Annotated in this window: 19 protein-coding genes; 11 read left to right on the forward strand and 8 right to left on the reverse strand. The window is 40.5% G+C overall.

Annotated features, from left to right (window positions below):
- Positions 1–71 precede the first annotated feature (71 nt).
- The 8 genes from miaB to HW120_RS00755 all read left to right on the forward strand — a co-directional run bounded on the left by miaB (position 72) and on the right by HW120_RS00755 (position 9277).
- Positions 72–1517, forward strand: coding sequence for a tRNA (N6-isopentenyl adenosine(37)-C2)-methylthiotransferase MiaB (gene miaB, locus HW120_RS00720; RefSeq protein WP_177729980.1), 1446 nt, complete (start codon positions 72–74; stop codon positions 1515–1517).
- A gap of 51 nt (positions 1518–1568) precedes the next feature.
- The gene (locus tag HW120_RS00725; protein WP_177729981.1) at positions 1569–2837 is read left to right on the forward strand and encodes a sigma-54 interaction domain-containing protein; all 1269 of its coding nucleotides are present in this window, start codon (positions 1569–1571) and stop codon (positions 2835–2837) included.
- A gap of 14 nt (positions 2838–2851) precedes the next feature.
- On the forward strand, positions 2852–3358 hold the full coding sequence (locus HW120_RS00730) for an LptE family protein (protein ID WP_177729982.1): 507 nt from the start codon (positions 2852–2854) through the stop codon (positions 3356–3358).
- 18 nt (positions 3359–3376) lie between these two features.
- The gene (locus HW120_RS00735) at positions 3377–4258 is read left to right on the forward strand and encodes a tetratricopeptide repeat protein (protein ID WP_177729983.1); all 882 of its coding nucleotides are present in this window, start codon (positions 3377–3379) and stop codon (positions 4256–4258) included.
- An 11-nt stretch (positions 4259–4269) separates the two neighbouring features.
- Complete coding sequence (gene secG, locus HW120_RS00740; protein WP_177729984.1) at positions 4270–4671, forward strand: preprotein translocase subunit SecG; 402 nt, start codon at positions 4270–4272, stop codon at positions 4669–4671.
- 141 nt (positions 4672–4812) lie between these two features.
- Positions 4813–5088 (forward strand): co-chaperone GroES, encoded by a 276-nt coding sequence (locus tag HW120_RS00745; protein WP_177729985.1) that lies wholly within the window; start codon positions 4813–4815, stop codon positions 5086–5088.
- Between the two features lie 68 nt (positions 5089–5156).
- Complete coding sequence (gene groL, locus HW120_RS00750) at positions 5157–6788, forward strand: chaperonin GroEL (RefSeq protein ID WP_177729986.1); 1632 nt, start codon at positions 5157–5159, stop codon at positions 6786–6788.
- A 98-nt stretch (positions 6789–6886) separates the two neighbouring features.
- Positions 6887–9277 (forward strand): hypothetical protein, encoded by a 2391-nt coding sequence (locus tag HW120_RS00755; protein ID WP_177729987.1) that lies wholly within the window; start codon positions 6887–6889, stop codon positions 9275–9277.
- A gap of 41 nt (positions 9278–9318) precedes the next feature.
- Here the strand turns inward: HW120_RS00755 and HW120_RS00760 are convergent, their stop codons facing one another.
- The 8 genes from HW120_RS00760 to xrtF all read right to left on the reverse strand — a co-directional run bounded on the left by HW120_RS00760 (position 9319) and on the right by xrtF (position 17138).
- Complete coding sequence (locus HW120_RS00760; protein WP_177729988.1) at positions 9319–10629, reverse strand: hypothetical protein; 1311 nt, start codon at positions 10627–10629, stop codon at positions 9319–9321.
- A 125-nt stretch (positions 10630–10754) separates the two neighbouring features.
- Positions 10755–11093, reverse strand: coding sequence for a heavy-metal-associated domain-containing protein (locus tag HW120_RS00765; protein WP_177729989.1), 339 nt, complete (start codon positions 11091–11093; stop codon positions 10755–10757).
- Positions 11094–11115: 22 nt separating this feature from the next.
- Positions 11116–13359 (reverse strand): TonB-dependent receptor plug domain-containing protein, encoded by a 2244-nt coding sequence (locus HW120_RS00770; RefSeq protein ID WP_177729990.1) that lies wholly within the window; start codon positions 13357–13359, stop codon positions 11116–11118.
- Positions 13360–13423: 64 nt separating this feature from the next.
- Positions 13424–13846, reverse strand: coding sequence for an HYC_CC_PP family protein (locus HW120_RS00775; protein ID WP_273245129.1), 423 nt, complete (start codon positions 13844–13846; stop codon positions 13424–13426).
- A 55-nt stretch (positions 13847–13901) separates the two neighbouring features.
- On the reverse strand, positions 13902–15257 hold the full coding sequence (locus HW120_RS00780; RefSeq protein ID WP_177729992.1) for an MBL fold metallo-hydrolase: 1356 nt from the start codon (positions 15255–15257) through the stop codon (positions 13902–13904).
- A 3-nt stretch (positions 15258–15260) separates the two neighbouring features.
- Complete coding sequence (locus HW120_RS00785; RefSeq protein ID WP_177729993.1) at positions 15261–16118, reverse strand: ATP cone domain-containing protein; 858 nt, start codon at positions 16116–16118, stop codon at positions 15261–15263.
- Between the two features lie 44 nt (positions 16119–16162).
- Complete coding sequence (locus tag HW120_RS00790) at positions 16163–16606, reverse strand: exosortase F system-associated membrane protein (RefSeq protein WP_177729994.1); 444 nt, start codon at positions 16604–16606, stop codon at positions 16163–16165.
- Complete coding sequence (gene xrtF, locus HW120_RS00795) at positions 16581–17138, reverse strand: exosortase family protein XrtF (protein WP_246297016.1); 558 nt, start codon at positions 17136–17138, stop codon at positions 16581–16583. Before xrtF ends, HW120_RS00790 begins: the two co-directional genes overlap by 26 nt.
- Positions 17139–17207: 69 nt before the next feature.
- On the opposite strand from xrtF, the gene HW120_RS00800 reads away from it, so the two are divergent.
- The 3 genes from HW120_RS00800 to HW120_RS00810 all read left to right on the forward strand — a co-directional run bounded on the left by HW120_RS00800 (position 17208) and on the right by HW120_RS00810 (position 20355).
- Positions 17208–17663, forward strand: coding sequence for a GAF domain-containing protein (locus HW120_RS00800; protein WP_177729996.1), 456 nt, complete (start codon positions 17208–17210; stop codon positions 17661–17663).
- 105 nt (positions 17664–17768) lie between these two features.
- On the forward strand, positions 17769–18038 hold the full coding sequence (gene rpsO, locus HW120_RS00805) for a 30S ribosomal protein S15 (RefSeq protein WP_177729997.1): 270 nt from the start codon (positions 17769–17771) through the stop codon (positions 18036–18038).
- A gap of 154 nt (positions 18039–18192) precedes the next feature.
- Positions 18193–20355 (forward strand): polyribonucleotide nucleotidyltransferase, encoded by a 2163-nt coding sequence (locus tag HW120_RS00810; protein ID WP_177729998.1) that lies wholly within the window; start codon positions 18193–18195, stop codon positions 20353–20355.
- Positions 20356–20610 lie beyond the last annotated feature (255 nt).

Consider the following 20610-nt stretch of genomic DNA (forward strand, 5'->3'; position numbering starts at 1 on the left):
GTCATCTTGTCAGAAAACAAAATTTAATAGTATCTTTGCCGATTAGAAGATTTACACTCTTATAGCGATATATGGAAAAGGTTATTGAAGAAAACAAGCAAGGTACCAGTCTTGTTTTAGAACAAAAAGAAGGAAATACAAAAAAGCTCTTTATCGAAAGTTACGGTTGTGCGATGAATTTTTCCGATAGCGAAATTGTCGCGTCAATTTTAGCTAACGAAGGATTTAATACGACCCAGAAACTGGAAGAAGCCGATTTGGTTTTGGTAAACACTTGTTCGATTAGAGATAAAGCAGAACAGACTGTTCGTAAACGTCTGGAAAAATACAATGCCGTAAAAAGGATTAATCCGGGAATGAAAGTGGGTGTTTTGGGCTGCATGGCCGAACGTCTGAAAAGTCAGTTCCTGGAAGAAGAAAAAATCGTTGATATGGTTGTTGGTCCGGATGCCTATAAAGATCTGCCAAACCTTTTAAAAGAAGTCGAAGAAGGCCGTGACGCCATCAATGTAATCTTATCCAAAGATGAGACCTACGGCGACATCTCCCCTGTTCGTCTGCAAAGCAACGGGGTAACCGCTTTTGTTTCCATTACCAGAGGATGCGACAACATGTGTACCTTCTGTGTCGTTCCGTTTACCCGTGGCCGCGAACGCAGCCGTGAACCGCAAAGTATATTAGAAGAAATAGCCGACCTGGCAAACCGCGGCTTTAAAGAAGTAACACTTTTAGGTCAAAACGTTGACAGCTATTTATGGTATGGCGGCGGATTGAAAAAAGATTTCGAAAAAGCAACCGAAATGCAAAAGGCAACCGCTGTAGATTTTGCACAGTTGCTGGACATGTGTGCTACGGCGCATCCGAAAATGCGTTTCCGCTTCTCAACGTCCAATCCTCAGGATATGCACGAAGAAGTACTGCACGTAATTGCCAAGCATTACAACATCTGTAACTATATTCACCTTCCGGTACAATCGGGAAGCACCCGAATCCTGAAAGAAATGAACCGCCAGCATACCCGTGAGGAGTATATGGCTTTAGTTGATAAAATTAAAACAATCCTTCCGGGTTGTTCCATATCGCAGGATCTTATTTCCGGTTTCCCTACAGAAACGGAAGACGATCACAAAGATACCCTGAGCCTGATGCGCTATGTACAATACGACTTCGGCTATATGTTTTCCTATTCGGAAAGACCGGGAACCCTTGCTGCCAGAAAAATGGAAGACGATGTTCCGGAAGAAGTTAAAAAACGCCGTTTACAGGAAATTGTTGATTTACAACAGGAATTAAGCTACGAGAGAACTTCCCGATTCTTAGATCAGACCGTGGAAGTATTAATCGAAAAGCCTTCCAAGAAATCCGATGCCCATTGGTCCGGAAGAAACCCGGAAAATACCGTGGTGGTTTTCCCTAAAGAGCATTATAAAGTAGGTGATTTCGTTATGGTTAAAATCAACAGCTGTACTACAGCCACACTAATTGGCGAGCCGGTAGGTTATTCAGAGATGAATTAAACCACAGCCCGCCCGACCCAAACTATCACCCAAAACAACACTGTTATTACCATGGAAAGTATTCAAGCCATAAAACAACGATTTGAGATTATCGGAAACGATCCGAAACTCAACCGTGCCATTGAAAAAGCCATTCAGGTTGCCCCGACGGATATATCAGTACTGGTAACCGGAGAAAGTGGTGTTGGTAAAGAAAGTATTCCTAAAATAATCCATTCCCTTTCTCACAGAAAGCATGGAAAATATATTGCCGTAAACTGCGGTGCCATTCCGGAAGGAACCATCGACAGTGAACTTTTCGGTCACGAAAAAGGGGCGTTTACCGGAGCGACTTCAACCCGCGAGGGATATTTTGAAGTAGCCGATGGCGGAACCATTTTTCTGGACGAAGTCGGAGAACTTCCGTTAACCACCCAGGTACGTCTTTTGCGTGTTCTGGAAAACGGAGAATTCATTAAAGTGGGATCTTCCCAGGTACAGAAAACAAATGTCCGTATCGTTGCCGCAACAAACGTAAACATGTTTGATGCCATCGAAAAAGGAAAATTCCGGGAAGATTTATATTACCGTTTAAGCACTGTAGAGATCATGCTGCCGCCTTTGCGGGAACGCAAAGAGGACATTCATCTTCTTTTCAGAAAATTCGCTTCCGATTTTGCCCATAAATACAAAATGCCGCCGTTAAAACTGGACGATGGTGCCGTACAATGGCTTATGAAATACCGCTGGGGCGGTAACATCCGTCAGCTGCGCAACGTAGCCGAGCAGATTTCTGTATTGGAAACATCCCGCGACATTTCGCTGGCAACCTTACAGTCCTATCTGCCAATGGAAGGCAACAACCTGCCTTCGGTAATAAAGGAAAAAAAATCCGAAAGCGATTTCAGTACCGAACGGGAAATCTTGTATAAGATCCTTTTTGACATGAAAAGCGATCTGAATGATTTAAAAAAGCTCACTTTAGAGCTCATGCAAAACGGCAACTCAAACAAAGTACAGGAAAGCAATAAAAACCTGATTCAGCGCATTTACGGCTCCAAAGAAGAGGAAGAAATTCCGTTTGAAAGCCAGGCAAGCCTCGAAGCGATTCCTGTGCCGGTACAAAACATTCAGGAAGAATTTGACGATGACGATGACGACCAGAATTATCTTTTTGCCGAAACCGTTGAAGAAGAAGATTCCCTGCGTTTAGACGAAAAAGAAATCGAACTCATCAAAAAAGCACTGGAACGCAACAAAGGAAAAAGAAAAGCTGCCGCAGACGAATTAGGCATTTCCGAAAGAACCTTATACCGAAAAATAAAACAATTCGATTTGTAATTGATAACGCCCGTATGAAAAATATAAAATACATCATCACCCTTTCCTTAGTACTGATTTTAAGCAGCTGTTCTGTGTACAATTTTACCGGAACCGGAAAGATTGACGCCAAAACATTTCAGGTAAATTATTTCCAGAACAATGCCGCATTGGTAGAACCGGGAATTGAAAGAACGTTTACATTAGAGCTACAAAAAATCATTCAGAACCAGACCAATCTGAGTCTTACCAATACCGGAGGTGATTTGATTTATGAAGGGGAAATTACCGATTACCGGATTACGCCAATGGGTTCAACTGCCGATCAGCGTGCTTCGCAAAACAGGCTTTCCATTACCGTAAATGTACGTTTTACCAACAAAAACAAAGCTGATGATGATTTTGAGAACAAGAAATTCTCTTTTTATTATGATTACCCGGCCGATACACAATTAATCGGTGCCAAATTATCAGAAGCCTTAACGGTGATTTTCGAAAGAATAACACAGGATATCTTTAATCAGTCCTTAGCAAAATGGTAAACCTTTAATTCAGACGATTTGAACGTAAACGATTTAACCTATTTACTCAACAAGCCGGAAACCATAGGCGGTAAGCAAACCATCAGTTTAGAGGGTATTTTGCACCAATTCCCCTATTTTCAGTCGGCAAGAGCCATTCACCTGAAAGGACTGTACAATGAAAACAGTTTTCGTTACAATTACGAATTAAAGAAAACAGCTGCTTATACAACAGACCGAAGCATCCTGTTCGAATTTATCACATCAACGAACTTCACGGCTATCCAGAAGGCTTTCTTTGACGAAAAAGAAGCCGTTATTAACGACATTATCGTTAACCAGCATAAAGTGGTTATACCGGAAGAAGAGAAACCGCTTCCGAAAGTAGATCCGTTAGAACAGTCTATCCTAACCTCTATTAAAGTAGCCGAACCGAAGGCTCCGGAACAACCTGAAGCAACACTTCCGGAACCGGTACAGCCGGAAATTCCAACGGCAACTGTGGAAGAAAAACTGGAAATCGGAAAACCATTAGAATTCTCCAAAGAGGAGAAACATTCTTTCCAGGAATGGCTGCAATTGGCAAAATTCAGCCCGATTGACCGTGAAAATACCGTTAGTGAAGAAGAAATTGACGAAGAAAAAAAGAAAAAATCAGAATTGATTGATAAATTTATTGAAGCCAATCCGAAAATAGTTCCGAACCGGAATTCTCCTGTAACGCCTTTAAATATTGAGAAAACGCCCCAGGACAACTCCTATTTAATGACCGAAACTTTGGCAAAAGTTTATCTCGAACAAAAAAAATATCAAAAAGCGATACAAGCTTATGAAATATTAATTTTGAAATATCCAGAAAAAAGTCATTTCTTTGCAGACCGAATTTCGGATATTAAGATATTACAACAAAATAACAATTAAAAAATTATAATATGTTTTCAGTTTTTTTAGTATTAATAACAATTGTATGTTTTTTACTTATCATCGTAATCATGGTTCAAAACCCTAAAGGTGGAGGTTTATCTTCAAGCATTGGTGGTTCGCAAATGATGGGAGGCGTTCAGAAAACAAACGACTTTCTTGATAAAAGTACCTGGACATTAGCAACTTTATTAATTGTATTGATTTTATTATCCAGCTTAAGCTTCACAGGAAGTATGGGTGATAACGGATCGAAACTTATTGACAACAGTACACCTGCTCCGGCGGCTCCGGCAACAAAACCGGCTGCAGCAACAGGAACAGCAGCTCCGGCTACAGAAAGTGCAGCGACGCCAGCTACAACTGACGCAGCAGCTACAACACCGGCAGCGACTGAAGAAGCAAAAAAATAATTACTATAAACAGTATATAAAAAATGTCAGCCTGTCAGTGCTGGCATTTTTTTTTGACAAAAACCTGCCATTTTTTTGATTGGCATACTTTCTGAAAAGTAATCAGCATCTATACAATAATAACATAAAATATATATAATTATGGCATTAAACATTAAACCACTTTCAGACCGCGTTATCGTGGAACCTGCAGCTGCAGAAACGCAGACAGCTTCCGGAATCATCATTCCTGATACAGCCAAAGAAAAACCTCAAAAAGGTACTGTGGTAGCTGTAGGAAACGGTAGAAAAGATGAGCCTTTAACCGTAAAAGTAGGCGACACGGTTCTATACGGAAAATATGCTGGAACTGATTTAAAATTTGAAGGTAAAGACTACCTGATTATGAGAGAAGATGACATCCTTGCGATCATCTAATCCCTTAACAAAAATCACCCTTAAATCCCCTGAATAAAGGATTCAACAAACTAAAAAGAGATTAAAAAATGGCAAAAGATATAAAATTTGATATTGAAGCACGTGACGGATTAAAACGTGGTGTTGATGCATTGGCAAATGCTGTAAAAGTAACATTAGGACCAAAAGGACGTAATGTAATCATCAGCAAATCATTTGGCGGACCAACCGTAACAAAAGACGGTGTTTCGGTTGCAAAAGAAATAGAATTAAAAGACACTCTTGAAAACATGGGTGCTCAGATGGTTAAAGAAGTTGCTTCTAAAACCAATGATTTAGCCGGTGACGGAACAACTACAGCAACGGTATTAGCACAGGCCATCGTTAAAGAAGGCTTGAAAAACGTAGCTGCCGGAGCAAATCCGATGGATTTAAAAAGAGGTATCGACAAAGCTGTTGAAGCTATCGTAGCCGATTTACAAAAACAGGCACAGGAAGTGGGAAGTTCTACCGAAAAAATCAAACAGGTAGCTTCTATCTCTGCCAACAATGACGACGTTATTGGTGATTTAATCGCTACTGCTTTCGGTAAAGTTGGAAAAGAAGGTGTTATCACTGTGGAAGAAGCAAAAGGAACCGATACTTATGTGGACGTTGTGGAAGGAATGCAGTTTGACAGAGGATACTTATCGCCTTACTTCGTGACCAATCCGGAAAAAATGGAAGTGGAATTAGAAAGACCTTATATCCTTTTATACGACAAAAAAGTATCTTCTCTAAAAGAGTTGTTACCAATATTAGAGCCGGTGGCTCAATCCGGAAAACCGTTATTGATCATCGCTGAAGATGTAGACGGAGAAGCTTTATCGACATTAGTTGTAAACAAATTAAGAGGTGCTTTAAAAATCGCTGCTGTTAAAGCTCCCGGATTCGGAGACAGAAGAAAAGCCATGTTGGAAGACATCGCTATCCTGACCGGAGGAACAGTAATCGCGGAAGAAAGCGGATACACTCTTGAAAATGCAACATTAGAAATGTTGGGTACCTGTGAAAAAGTAACGATCGACAAAGACAATACGACTATCGTTAATGGTGCTGGTGAGGCAGACATGATTAAAAACCGTGTAAACCAGATCAAAGCACAGATGGAGACTACTACATCTGATTATGACAGAGAAAAACTTCAGGAGCGTTTGGCAAAACTTGCCGGAGGTGTTGCAGTATTATACGTAGGTGCTGCTTCGGAAGTGGAAATGAAAGAGAAAAAAGACCGTGTGGATGATGCCTTACACGCTACCCGTGCAGCAGTAGAAGAAGGAATTGTTGCCGGTGGAGGTGTTGCTTTACTAAGAGCAAAATCGGTTTTAACCAATATTAAAGCAGACAATGCTGACGAAGCTACCGGTATTCAGATTGTATCCCGTGCAGTGGAATCGCCTTTAAGAACTATTGTAGAAAATGCAGGTTTAGAAGGATCGGTTGTTGTGGCTAAAGTTGCAGAAGGTGAAGGAAACTTCGGTTACAATGCTAAAACAGACGAATATGTTGACATGCTGAAAGCCGGAATCATCGACCCTAAAAAAGTAACCCGTGTTGCCCTTGAAAATGCAGCTTCGGTTTCGGGGATGATCTTAACTACAGAATGCGCTTTAATCGAAATTAAAGAAGAAAATGCCGGAGGCGGAATGCCAATGGGAGGCGGAATGCCTGGGATGATGTAATATCACCTACTCAAGTATACTCAAAACCGCCTGAAATATCTCAGGCGGTTTTTTTTATAACTATAAAAAGCTATTTTTGAGCATTAATGATTTTCGCTATGATAAAAAAAATACTTTCCTTTCTAATCATCGTACTGTTTTTCACACCACATTACACCTTTGCACAGGCAGGCAATGACAAACTGCAGGAAAACATCACGAACCATTTTGAAAATTATTTCAAAGCAGACCGTGAAAAAATTCACCTGCATTTAAATAAAGCAACCTATCTGACCGAAGAATCCGTCTGGTTTAAAGGCTATATCATTGAAGAAAAACTAAAAGTACCTTTCCTGAAAACCACTAATGTTTACGTAGACTTGTTTGACGGCAATTCCAATAAAATTGCAACCCAGTTATGCTATACCCAAAACAGCGTATTGCAGGGGTATATCAACCTTCCTGCCGGTTTACCATCCGGTAGCTATTACATCCGGGTCTACACCAATTTTATGAACAACTTTAAGGAAGACGAATCCAGTGTATATGCTATTACCGTTTTAAATCCGACAGATACGGATTATAAAAACAGGAATACCATTGACTACAATAATGTAAGCGCTTCTTTTTATCCGGAAAGCGGTGTTTTTTTAGAAAACAGTTCTAACACCATAGCCGTTCGAATTACCGACTGTAACGGAAAAGGAATCGCCGTTAAAAATGCTGCCGTTAAAGATGCCAAAGGAACCGTAGTAACGAATTTTTCGACCAATGCATTCGGTATCGGTAAATTTGATCTGCTGCAAACCACCAGCCAGCTTTACAAAGCTGTTACCACCATCAATAACAAAGAGATGATTTTTAACCTTCCGCCGGCAGCCCCGGCAGGAACGTCATTCACGGTAAACAACTATACCTTTAGCGACAAAACCATCATCAAAATAAAAACAAATACGCCCACACTAACCGATACGCCGCTGTTGTTAATCATTCAACAGGATGATGCCGTATCTTTTATTGATCTTATCCTTAAAAAGAACATCAGGGAAGATACTTTTTCCATTAACAGCGACCATTTCAACGAAGGGATCAACAACCTTATTCTGACCGACAAAAATGCGGTAAAACTGGCGGAACGAATGATCTTCAAACCGTACAACATCAAAAAGGAACTCGACCTTTCCGTGACCAAAACACGGAAGGATTCTATTCATATTACCGGAAAATCCAATATTGTTTTGGGAAGCTTAAGCATCTCTGTTTTGCCTGAAAAAACCATTGCCGCAAACGACAGCAAATCCATATATGATGCGTTTATCTTTTCTCCCTATACGGATACCGATACTAAAGATGCTACTTATTACCTGAATAATTTCACCAAAAATAAACATTACGAACTGGACACCTACCTGATTACACAAAAGCCAAAATATGACCTCAGCACGATATTAACCACAAAACCGGAAAACAAATTCGAATTTGAAACAGGAATAGCCATTAAGGGTACCATTAATAAAGAACTTACAGACCGGAACAACTATCTTGTCGAGATGAGTTCCTTGTATTATAAAATCACGGAAGAATCAAAAATTAACGAAAAGAATGAATTTTACTTTAAAAATTTAATTGTCGCCGATTCCACCGTGATGCATTTTTCGTTATTTAACAATAGCGGGAAAAGACAGGAATTGAAAATGTATCCGCAGGTTATAAAAAACAATACCGCTTTTTTAAAACCGCTTCGCAAACCGGTATTACAATGTCCGGAAAACGCAACTGCCGGATCCGGCACCCCTGACAAAACCGAGGAACTGCCTTACTTTACAAAGATGAAAATGATCCATCTGGATAGTGTAAGCGTAAAAGCAAAGAAAAAAGAACCCAAACTAAACCACAACAGAAAGTTTTCCAACAATATGGCCCGGGAGTTCAAGATCAGTGAAGGTGATTTTGCTTCCTACAGAGAAGTCCTGCCTTTTATAGGTGCCCACGGTTATGATGTTGGTTATGTAAACGGCAGTGTCTATATCAGTGGCCGGATCAGAAAATCTTTAAGAGGCGGTGCGTCTCCGGCAGTTTTTATTGACGACATACCGGTAACCGACCTGAATCAGCTGCAAGGCATGAGTCTTGAATTTGTTGATGAAATCTACCTTAACAGGCATGGTTTCGGTATGGGATCGGACGGTGCTAACGGTACCATCAGGATCTACACTAAAAAAGTATTAAACCCGGGAGCCAGTGCTATAAGGGTTAAATCCCAGCAGTTCTTAATTACCAACGGTTTTCAGGCGCCCAAAAGCTTTAAAAACCCGGGATATTCCGATTATAATTCCCCCGGCTTCTACAATTACGGTACAATTTACTGGCTACCTGAGGTAGAAACCGATGAGGACGGTGCTTTCCGTTTTTCAATCCCGAATTACAGCCAGCAATCGGTTAAAATAAAAATCGAGGGAATCGGCACCAACGGCGAACTCATTTCAGAAGAAAAAACAATTGCCTTTTAAAAATAAAAACCGAAGCATCTGCTTCGGTTTTTTTTATGGTCTTAATTAAAAAAGACCTGATACTGGGCAATGAAAGCCCCTTTTCGCTCAATCTGGTCCCCGGTAGTGTTATAAACCGGACGGTTCTGATAGGATAGGGTCAATTTTGACGTATGGCTTGCCAAAAGCCAGTTCACGCCTATATCATAAAATTTCATAGACTCGTTTAAGCGGTCGTATTGGGCATGCTGCATGGCTACATAGGGCATTATTGTTGTTTTACCAATCAGGTTATCCTTTAACTTATACCCTACCTGTCCGTATAAAACCGTTCCCGTTCCATACATTGGAAACCCGTTGCCGCTTCCGTTTAAAATCGCCGGATTGTTACTGCCGGTAGCCGGATTCATAACTGCTGCATTACGGATATAGTTTTTGCCAAAATCATAATGCGTGATATTCCCGTAGGCACTGATTGCCTGTCCCCGGTCACCCGTTGGCGCATCATAAAAGATATCGGCAGCCAGGTGAACCATATTCTCCCGAATTGTATCGTTAGCTGTACCCAAATGCCACATCGCATCTTTCTGGTAGATAAATCCGGCTCCGATATTGAATACTTTTTTCTTCCCCAGATACGTTCCGGTCATATAAGGAGTCAGGTTGGACTCCTGGTCTTTGAACTGGTACTGAAAATACCCGTTCCACTGCATGTCCGGCGGATCGGCTGAGAACGTAGCATTTGGAGTAACTGCCGGATTATAATTGGCTGATTTTTGTATTGCCATTGGCTTTGCCATCGCAATGCGGTAGTCTAGTTTCCCTAATTTACCTTTCGCAAACACCGACAATTTTCTTAAAAACTGATCGGTTACATCATTTGTTGACTGTTGGAAAAGCGGGGCATCCACACCCAGTATCGTTCCGGCAGAAGGCGCGGCAAATCGTGCCAGTCCGCTCCATCCGGACAATCCCATCCCTAAGGACAGTTTTTCCTTCTCCACCGCATAATCTCCCATTACATCATGCACAAAAAAACCCTGTTTTCTGTCGGAAACATTGTTGAAATTGTTTTCACCAAACTGTGTATAAATGAATACACGGTCTGTTAGCTGGCTATACATCTGAACCCGGTAACGGCGAATACCAATATCTGTCCCGTTGTCCTGCGGAACACCGTTAACAGTTGTTCCCGGATTATAATCCTGATTGCGCAACCAGGCCTGAGCCATAAAGGTAAACTTCACATAATTAGACCCGTCTTCGTTTAAATATAATTTCCTGTCTTTAAAAAAATCCTGAGCCTGGGCTCTTTCCGGTGTAAATAATCCCAGCAGCATTAACGTTACTGCTAAAAATGTAGTTATTCTCATGATAAAAAAATTGATTTTATGCTCTTGTACAGACAAATACTGCTTTGCTTTTTACGATAGGACCTGCGGCGCACTGCCTTTTAAAAAAAAACCTGATTGTTCAAAATCAGGTTTTTTATTTTTATTTACCTTTCATATTGACAACAGCTGTGCAGTTTGCCATAATCGTCGGTGTTTGCCTTTACTTTTTCGGTGTCATGTCCTGCTTTGGCAATGGATTCCTGTACCTGTAAAGGATTGGCTTTTTCTTCATTCAGCAACAAATGCAGCGACTGATTATCGGCAGTCCAAACAGCCGATTTCACTCCCGAAACTGCGTAAGCCGCTTTTTCAATCCGCTTTTTACACATCTCGCAATTTCCTTTTACTTCAATGTCGTATTTCGCATTTTTGTTTTTCTTTTCCTGTGCCTGAACAGCAAAACCTATTAAGGTGATGATAAAGGCTAAAAGTATTTTTTTCATCGTATTTCGTTTTTTAATGTTCTTATTTAATTTTAAATCGTATTCCGGCATAATACATCTGTCCGAATACCGGAGCATATATAATGGAACTGTCAAATGACGGGCCAAAAGGGTTTTCGGCACCTAATATTGCTTTACTCTGTTTGTAGTTTCCGATGTTTTCACCACCAACGTAGGCTTCAAAGGTACTGGAAAATGTTCTCGTAATCTGCGCATTCATTACCGAAAAAGAAGGTGAATAATCCGGTAAACGGTCTCTCAACAAGGCATTGTCGGCTGTATTGGGTAGTCGTTGTGCTCCCATCCAGTTATAGGTAAAATCGAATTTCCATTGCTGCCCTTTCTCTTTTATATGGGTTTCATAGGCAAGATTGGCAAACACACGGTGCTTAGCCTGCAACGGACGTTCTTTCGGCCCGCTAAGGTAATCTGTCTGGATGTCGTAGTATTTATAGGCCGTACGCAGATTCAGGTGTTTGATGAATTCATAATTAAATTCCAACTGTAAGCTGTTTGCGTATGATTTTCCGTCCAGGTTATAGAACAATACCTGCTGCGGACTGGCATACAAATCGACAACTGCCTGATTTTGGAAATCGGTCCGGTAAAAGTCCAGACTCACTTCGGCTGTTTTTCCAAACAGGGTGAATCCCTGCATAAAGCTCAAACCGTAATTCCACGCAATTTCCGGATCCAAACCATAAATTTTTCCTCCGGTATTCAGGATCTGGAAAGCTCTTGATGTCGCAAAAAGCTGCTGGTTTTCTGCAAAGATATTTGCGCTGCGTTTTCCTCGTCCGGCAGAAGCCCTGATAACCGCTTTTTCCCATGGATTGTATCGCATGTGCAATCGCGGTGTAAAGAAAGATCCCAAACGATTATGTACATCAAAACGGGCTCCGGCAACCAGACTAAAGTTATCGGTATTGTCATAGGTATATTCAAAAAAGGCTCCAACGGAGTTGTCTCTTCTGCTCACGTCCATTGCGGAACCGACATTTACATATTCGTTATAATCATCGGACGTAAAGTTCAGTCCCGTTGAAAATTTATTCAGCGTATTGCTGATGATCGAATTGAAAATCAGGTTCGAATAAAAACTATTCTGCTGGATGTTGTATTGGTTTAACCCAAAATAAGATTCCTGTTTGTGATAATTAAAGGAGTTTTGGAATCCGATGCTCTGGTAAGGCATATCGGGAAACACATAACCGATTTTTGAAGAAACATCCACTTTATCGGTGTTAATTTCGGAACCCCAGTAATTTTTAGTGAACTTGTCCCGGTCCGGATCAAAATCCACCTGCCCGGTTTGTTTCTCATCTCTCATATACCGGAAATTGATAAAACTCACCCAGCCTTTTTCGGCATTGTTATATTGCCAGCGATTCAGCACGTTAATTTGTTTTCCCAACGGATTGTCCAAGAAACCATCGTGATTCATGTCGTTTTTGGCCACTCTCGCATTTCCGTGAAGGAAAAGACTGCTGCTCCATTTATCGGATATTCTTTTATTAAAATGGGTATTCAGCTCAAACCGGCTGTCTGTAGAACCGTAAGCATTTAAAAAGAACGGAATGTCGTTTGCCGGTTTTATCAACTCGGTATTGATCTGTCCGGAGATACTTTCATATCCGTTAATAACGCTTCCGGCGCCTTTCGTTACCTGAATGCTTTCCACCCAGGTTCCCGGGGTAAAAGACAGTCCGTATGCCTGTGAAGCACCGCGAACCGAAGGGATGTTTTCTTCCGCAATTAAAATATACGGACTGGTTAATCCCAGCATTTTGATTTGTTTGCTTCCGGAAATCGCATCGGAGAAATTCACATCGATCGAAGGATTGGTTTCAAAACTTTCCGAAAGGTTACAACAGGCTGCTTTGAGCAATTCTTTGCTGCTCATCGTAACCACATTGGCTGTTTTTACATAGGATTTTTGCAGACTGTTTCGTTTGGTGGTAACCACAACCTCTCCCAATGTTTTGGAAGGTTTTATTTTCTGTTTGATTGTTTGAGGCGCATTGATTTCCAGCGTTACGGCTTCATAACCGATATAACTGATGAGCAGCTGGTTGTTTTCTTTTGAAAAAGGCAGGGTGAAAAAGCCATTTTCGTTGGTGGTTACACCAATAGTAGTATTCTTCCATGATACGGAAGCTCCAATTACGGGCAGATTCTGTTCATCTGTTACAGTACCCGTTACATTCTCTTGTGCTGTCATGATGTTTACACACAGCAAAAGAAAAACCATAAAGTATTTATGCATGATTTTAATTTTTAATGTTTGAATAATCGGTTTGCCAAAGGCAAAAATTTCAAAGCATTAAAAATTAGGCGTAGAATATGTACTGGCAATAGAGCTTAAAGAGCGGCGGCGCATTGCTGTCACAGTAAAAAGACGGAGCGTCACTGTTTACCACAGCCGTTTCCACAGCTTCCGTAATTTCCGGTTTCCAGCTGTCTGCAAATGTGAAGGCTCCCAAATCCAGCTGGAAGCTCTTAACAATAATGTTATCGGTAGTATTTTTCTTTAAATCGACTTTGCTGTTTGAGCAGCAGTCGTCTTTTTTCCCGGTAGCAGCACAACAGGAGTTTTCCTCCTCTGCAATTTTTACGCAGGGTACTTCCGATTTGTAAGCCAATGAAACGGAAGCAATTTCTCCTCCACAGTAATGCACATTAAAAGCCAGTCCGACATTGGAAACCAATATCAGCATCGCTAACAGTAAACTTATGTGCCTGTTTATTTTCATCAACGCAAAAATAGTACTTTTTTTAATCCTGCAAACCAAAATAGTCTTAAGGTTTTTACAATTCAATTATTTGCTCCAATTCGGGGATGACACATTCCAGATGTAATTTTGCTTCTATTTTTTCTTTCAGCACGGTAAATCCGTCTGCTTCGCCATGCATTAAGAATACTTTCCGGGGTTTGTCTTTCAATTCCGATACCCAGTTGATCAGGTCTTCCTGATCGCCGTGGGCCGACAATCCTTCAATTTCTATTATCCGGGCCGCAACCGGGTAATATTTCCCGTGTATCTTAATTTCTTTTTCGCCTTCAAGCAATTTCCGTCCGCGGGTACCTTCTGCCTGATAGCCCACAATAATAACGGTTGTTTCCGGAAGTTCAATATAGCGTTCCAGGTAGCTCAACACCCTGCCTCCGGTTATCATGCCGCTGGCGGCAATAACCACTTTCGGCCGGTTGTCATAAATGGCTTCAATGGTATCTTCATACTCGGTTATCATCGTAAACATACTGCACATTTCTGCACTTTCTTCCAGCTTCATTTTATGCCATGCCGTATTTTCGGTAAAAATATCCAGGACTTTAAGCCCCATAGGCGTATCAATAATATAAGGCATATCCGGAATTTTTCCTTCTTTTTTCAGCTGCCAGATCAGGAACATGATGGTTTGCGCCCTTTCTACTGCAAAACTGGGAATCACCACATTGCCGTTCTTGTTAAATGTATCATTAATACAGGCTTCCAGTTCTGCTTTAGGATCGTTATCCGGATGCAGTTTATTACCGTAAGTACTTTCCAGGAAAACATAATCGGCCTGTTTCGGTTTTACCGGAGGAAACATCAGCACATCGTTATCCCGCCCTATATCTCCGGAAAAAACCAGCTTCTTCCCTTCTATCGTTATGGCTATCGAACAGGCTCCGATGATATGACCGGCATAGCTGTACTCGACAAAAATATCCTCTTCTAATGTAAACGGTTCATCTATGTAAACGGTACGAAACAGCGGAAACACTTTTTCGGCCTGTTCAACCGTGTAAAGCGGTTCTGCCGGATTGTGTTTCGAATAATGTTCTTCGTTTGCCTTTTCGGCTTCTTCTTCCTGAATCTTCGCACTGTCTAAAAGGATCAGCCGGCTGACATCTTTGGTCGGATTGGTACAAAATATCTGCCCTTCAAATCCCTGGTGTACCAGCCGCGGCAACCAGCCGCAGTGATCGAGGTGTCCGTGTGTGAGCAGTACATAATCTATTGTGGATGGCAACACCGATATCGGGTTCCAGTTTAAATCCCGCAACGCTCTTTCGCCCTGAAAAAGACCACAGTCCACCAATATCCGGATTCCGTTGCTCTCAATCAAAGTTTTTGATCCCGTAACGGTTCCTGCACCTCCTAAAAACTGAATTTTCATAGTCTAATCATTAAAAATTACACATTTATTTCCGATGTATTCACACAGCTCGGAAGCTTCCCTTATAATATTTCTGATTCTGTTCGAATGGACATTAATATCCGAAAGCAGCTGGCTGTTCTCGATAAGTTCGGATGCCAGCAATACATTACTGATCAGTAGTTTTTCTTTTTCGGCCTGCGTGAGTGTCGTCAGGCAGGTTATCGGAAACAATCCGCTCTGCTCGATTTTATATTTCAGACTTTCCTTATCCGGATAGTCCCAGCTGATCATTTTCAGATCGGAACAGCGGCCAAACTGCAAAGCTTCCGAAGTGAACCGGTTATTTGTAATCACCCAGCATTTGCTGATCGTGTCACTCTGACTGAATACGGAATGGGTTTTATTTTTCAGGTCATTAAACCGGGAAAGGATGTACATGGGTATTTTAACATCGGATTTTACATCGTTGCGGCTGTGAAATTTACATTCCACCATACCTACTTTCAGGTCTTTTTTTACCAGCACATCGATTTCGTGTGTCACACATTTCCCGTTAAGTATCAAATTGGTTTTGGCTGTATATCCTTCTGTTTCGAAAAGTAACGCCACATATTTTTCAAAGAAAAAACCGGCCGGACCCAAAGCCTGAACCGCCGCTTTCAGATTGTAGCGCGCCGCATGTACTTTGGATGATTTTTTGAGTAACTGAAAAGCCAGTCTGTATATCTTTTTGGTGGGCATACCATCGTAGATCTCCTGTTCGATAATGTTCAGGATTTCATTTATCTTCTCTGTACCGGCACCCGACAGATGAAGTGATTTCCGAAGCTTCTCACTGTCAAATTTTACAATATCCCCGGACTGCTTTACAACTTTCATCCTTTTAAAAAAGTTTGGTTACTTCCTTAAAGGTACAAAAAATATTATGAATTTTTCTGCTGATAATAAAACGCCGGAATAAACAAAACCAGGAATAACGGCTGAATCAAAAACCTCCGGATATAAAAAAGGAGCATATAATCCGGTTTATCCGAACTGAGCAGTACCGCAAAAAATGCCGTGAGAAGTACTACCAAAAAGAAAACGTATAAAAGAGCGGCCAGTTTTACCAATGACACGTCTTTAAAGATAAAATAAATAATGAGCAGGGAAAGTACCGTATTTAAAAAGTACCGTAAAAACAGCCCTCCGAATAAGGCTCCGGTATGGTATTCCGGCAAAACGGCTGCCTGGAATTCTCCTTTAAAAAAATCCAGGAACGGATCATAAAAAAGTGCGGCTTCAAAAGCCCGGATACAAACCAGTAAAAAAATCAAAACGGCAACAACCAGCCATCTTCCTTTATTTTCCGATAGTTTTTTTAGCATAACCTGAAAATTTTTGAACCCACAATACCCATAACACAAAAACTACTCCGTAAATAAAAAGCGGAAAAATCACGCCATGCAATAAATGTTCCTGCTCCGGATAGCTGTTTAAAGCAATCGTAATGAGTGCAATTCTAATAACATTCAGGATGTGGATCAGGAGTATTCCAATTACAATATAAAGTCCTGTTTTGAGCCATCGGGACGAAAAGGCGAAGATAAAGGCGGCAAACAAAATCATAATGCTAACGGCATTACAACCTTCCACTACCCGCACTACCGATTTGTTGTGCAGTAAAATATTGACCGAAGCTTCCGTTGGATTGGGTTTTGCAGAAGCCTCCTGGTTAAGGAACAGCAAGGTCTTTTCCACCTGGGAAGCAACCGCTTTTGTAATGCCGTCTGTTTCTCTGTTTTGAGCATCATACTGACTCAGATAGCACTTGTAGCCAACCGTGAGTCCTATATATAGGAGTAGGAATTTTATCAAAAAGATAAAAAAGGGTTTGTATTGTAGCAATAGATTTTTCAAACCGTTTATTTTTAACAAAAATATAAAAATTAAAAGACCTCAAATAAATACTTTTGCAAAAAGAATGTTATGAAATTTCAAGAATTAGAACCAAAAATAACCGCTATCGTTTCGCAAACGGAACTTAACAGAGCGGAAAAGTTAACAAACATCTGTCAGTTACTCAAAGACAATGTCGATTATTATGACTGGGTTGGTTTTTACTTCCGCAACGGTGAAAAAGAAGAATTGATTCTGGGACCTTATGTAGGTGCGCCTACAGACCATACGGTAATTCCTTTCGGAAAAGGCATCTGCGGTCAGGTTGCCGTTTCAAACCAGAATTTTGTGGTTCCCGATGTACAGGCACAGGACAATTACATTGCCTGCAGTTTTACAGTAAAATCGGAAATTGTGGTTCCTTTATTTGTAAATGGCGCGAATATCGGGCAGATTGACATTGATTCCAACGTACTTGATCCGTTTACAGCGGCCGACGAACGCTTTCTGGAGTTTGTAAATCAAGAAGTTGCAAAACTTTTTTAACGATGTTTGGTCATTTTATTTGTCAATTAAAAAAATAAATCTACCTTTGCACACGAATAGGAAAATCCTAATTCACTACATAATAATCATTTAAACAATATTAGCATGTATTTAACTAAAGAAGTTAAAGCGGAAATTTTCGCAAAACATGGTGGAAACGCTGTTAACACAGGTTCGGCTGAAGGGCAAATTGCTTTATTCACATTCAGAATTAGCCACTTGACTGAGCACTTGAAAAAAAATCGTCACGATTTTAACACAGAGCGTTCACTAGTTCTTTTAGTAGGTAAAAGAAGAAGCCTTCTTGACTACTTAAAGAAAAAAGATATCAACAGATATCGTGAGATTATCAAAGAATTAAACATCAGAAAATAATCACAAGAAAAGAGGTGCCCGCGCGCCTCTTTTTGTTTTGTATATTTTGACAGAAAAAGTTTGGTTTTTCATTGGGTATTAGACAACTACACAACAACAACGACAACAACACAACTAAAACCCATTTGTCTAATTAAGAATTAAAATTAATTTTATGGTTCCTAAGGTTACCCAAGAAATTATCGATTTAGGAGATGGTAGAACCATTTCTATCGAAACAGGAAAACTAGCCAAACAAGCAGACGGTTCTGTCGTGGTTCGTATGGGCGATGCAATGCTTTTAGCTACTGCTGTATCTGCCCGTACTGCCAGTCCAGGCATTGATTTTCTACCGCTAACTGTAGATTATCGCGAAAAATTTGCTGCAGCTGGTCGCTTCCCTGGCGGATTTTTTAAACGTGAAGCACGTCCAAGTGACCGCGAAGTATTAACGATGCGTTTAGTAGACCGTGTATTACGTCCGCTTTTCCCGGATGATTATCATGCCGAAACACAGGTAATGATTCAGTTAATGTCGCATGATGAAAATGTGATGCCGGATGCATTAGCCGGATTAGCAGCATCAGCAGCATTGGCAGTTTCTGACATCCCGTTCACAACTTATATTTCTGAAGTTCGTGTGGGACGTGTAGACGGAAAATTAATCATCAACCCAAGTAAAGAACAATTAGAGCAATCTGACATCGACATGATGATTGGTGCTTCTAAGGATTCTGTTGCGATGGTTGAAGGTGAAATGAAAGAAATTTCCGAAAAGGAAATGGTTGAAGCAATTAAATTTGCTCACGACGCGATCAAATTACAGGTTGAAGCACAGGAGAAATTACGTCAAGCTTTAGGTTTAACTGAAGTACGTACTTATGAAGAGGAGAAAAATGACGAGGCTATTTATGCCAAAGTAAAAGAAGCGGCTTATGCACAATGCTATGCTATTGCACAAGAAGGTACTTCCAAACAAGAAAGAGGCGAGAAATTTGCCAACGTTAAAGAAGAAGTAAAAGCTTTATTTACAGAAGAAGAATTAGCTGAAAATGGCGATCTAGTATCGAAATACTTTTCAAAAACACAAAAAGAAGCGGTTCGTAATGTAATCTTAGATTTAGGACTACGTTTAGACGGTAGAAAAACTACAGAAATTCGTCCAATCTGGTGCGAAGTAGATTATTTACCATCGACTCACGGATCGGCAATATTTACCAGAGGTGAAACTCAGGCATTAGCAACTGTAACTCTTGGAACATCAAGAGAAGCTAATATCATTGATTTACCATCAGAGCAGGGAGAAGAAAGATTCTATTTACATTATAATTTCCCTCCATTCTCTACAGGTGAAGCAAAACCATTAAGAGGAACTTCCAGAAGAGAGGTAGGACATGGTAACTTAGCACAACGTGCTTTAAAGAACATGATTCCTGCAGATTGTCCTTACACTATCCGTGTGGTATCAGAAGTATTGGAATCTAACGGTTCTTCTTCGATGGCAACGGTTTGTGCCGGAACATTATCGTTAATGGATGCTGGAGTACAAATCTCAAAACCGGTTTCCGGTATTGCCATGGGATTAATTTCCGATGACAAAACAGGACGTTGGGCGGTATTGTCTGACATCTTAGGTGATGAAGATCACTTAGGAGATATGGACTTTAAAGTTACCGGTACAGCTGACGGTATCACTGCTTGTCAGATGGATATTAAAATTGAAGGTTTAGCATACGATATTATGGAGAAAGCATTAGAGCAGGCTCGTGATGGACGTCTTCATATTTTAGGAAAACTAACGGAAACATTAGCAGCACCAAATGCAACTGTTAAACCAAAAGCACCAAAAATCATCAAAGTTGAAATCCCTAAAGATTTCATCGGAGCTGTTATCGGACCTGGAGGTAAAAACATTCAGGCGCTACAGGCAGAAACCGAAACAACTATCGTTATTAACGAAGAAGGTGATTTAGGTATTATTGAAATTTTAGGTACAAATGCTGCCGGTATGGACAGAGCAATCAGCGCTATCCAGAATACGATATTCTCTCCTGTTGAAGGTGAAACATACAACGTTAAGGTTGTTAAAGTTTTAGAATTCGGAGCTGTTGTAGAATTTGTTCCTGGTAAAGAAACATTACTTCACGTTTCGGAAATTGACTGGAAACGTATTGAAAACGTAGCTGACGTTATTAAAGTTGGTGATGTTTTTGACGTGAAATATATGGGTATTGATCCAAAAACCAAAAAAGCTAAAGTTTCTAAAAAAGCTTTATTGCCAAGACCTCCAAGAGAAGACAAAAAGGAGGATAAAAAAGACACTACTCAACAAGGTTAATTTTTATAGAAATTAATTCATAAAAGGCCCCGTTTCTTAACTGAGACGGGGCTTTTAAATTTTAACCTGCACATCTTTTTATACCGGAACCATTTCCCCTGAGTGCCCCTGTTTTTATTTCCATTTATAAAACAAATTCACTTTTTTAGTTTTTTTCTTTCATTTTTAAATTTAAATTCTACATTTGTAGAAACAACTCTAAAAACATAGAGCAAAAGTTTTTACCAACTGTACGTTTCACAGTTAAACTAACTA

This window comes from Flavobacterium inviolabile, assembly GCF_013389455.1.
In the GTDB taxonomy this organism is placed as follows: domain Bacteria; phylum Bacteroidota; class Bacteroidia; order Flavobacteriales; family Flavobacteriaceae; genus Flavobacterium; species Flavobacterium inviolabile.

Coding starts and splice junctions, on each gene's coding strand:
- HW120_RS00760 (WP_177729988.1), bottom strand. CDS start 10,629: ATGAGAATAACTACATTTTTAGCAGTAACGTTAATGCTGCTGGGATTA.
- HW120_RS00800 (WP_177729996.1), top strand. CDS start 17,208: ATGAAATTTCAAGAATTAGAACCAAAAATAACCGCTATCGTTTCGCAA.
- groL (WP_177729986.1), top strand. CDS start 5,157: ATGGCAAAAGATATAAAATTTGATATTGAAGCACGTGACGGATTAAAA.
- secG (WP_177729984.1), top strand. CDS start 4,270: ATGTTTTCAGTTTTTTTAGTATTAATAACAATTGTATGTTTTTTACTT.
- HW120_RS00765 (WP_177729989.1), bottom strand. CDS start 11,093: ATGAAAAAAATACTTTTAGCCTTTATCATCACCTTAATAGGTTTTGCT.
- HW120_RS00755 (WP_177729987.1), top strand. CDS start 6,887: ATGATAAAAAAAATACTTTCCTTTCTAATCATCGTACTGTTTTTCACA.
- miaB (WP_177729980.1), top strand. CDS start 72: ATGGAAAAGGTTATTGAAGAAAACAAGCAAGGTACCAGTCTTGTTTTA.
- HW120_RS00770 (WP_177729990.1), bottom strand. CDS start 13,359: ATGCATAAATACTTTATGGTTTTTCTTTTGCTGTGTGTAAACATCATG.
- HW120_RS00730 (WP_177729982.1), top strand. CDS start 2,852: ATGAAAAATATAAAATACATCATCACCCTTTCCTTAGTACTGATTTTA.
- HW120_RS00725 (WP_177729981.1), top strand. CDS start 1,569: ATGGAAAGTATTCAAGCCATAAAACAACGATTTGAGATTATCGGAAAC.
- HW120_RS00780 (WP_177729992.1), bottom strand. CDS start 15,257: ATGAAAATTCAGTTTTTAGGAGGTGCAGGAACCGTTACGGGATCAAAA.
- rpsO (WP_177729997.1), top strand. CDS start 17,769: ATGTATTTAACTAAAGAAGTTAAAGCGGAAATTTTCGCAAAACATGGT.
- HW120_RS00790 (WP_177729994.1), bottom strand. CDS start 16,606: ATGCTAAAAAAACTATCGGAAAATAAAGGAAGATGGCTGGTTGTTGCC.
- HW120_RS00745 (WP_177729985.1), top strand. CDS start 4,813: ATGGCATTAAACATTAAACCACTTTCAGACCGCGTTATCGTGGAACCT.
- HW120_RS00785 (WP_177729993.1), bottom strand. CDS start 16,118: ATGAAAGTTGTAAAGCAGTCCGGGGATATTGTAAAATTTGACAGTGAG.
- HW120_RS00810 (WP_177729998.1), top strand. CDS start 18,193: ATGGTTCCTAAGGTTACCCAAGAAATTATCGATTTAGGAGATGGTAGA.
- HW120_RS00775 (WP_273245129.1), bottom strand. CDS start 13,846: ATGAAAATAAACAGGCACATAAGTTTACTGTTAGCGATGCTGATATTG.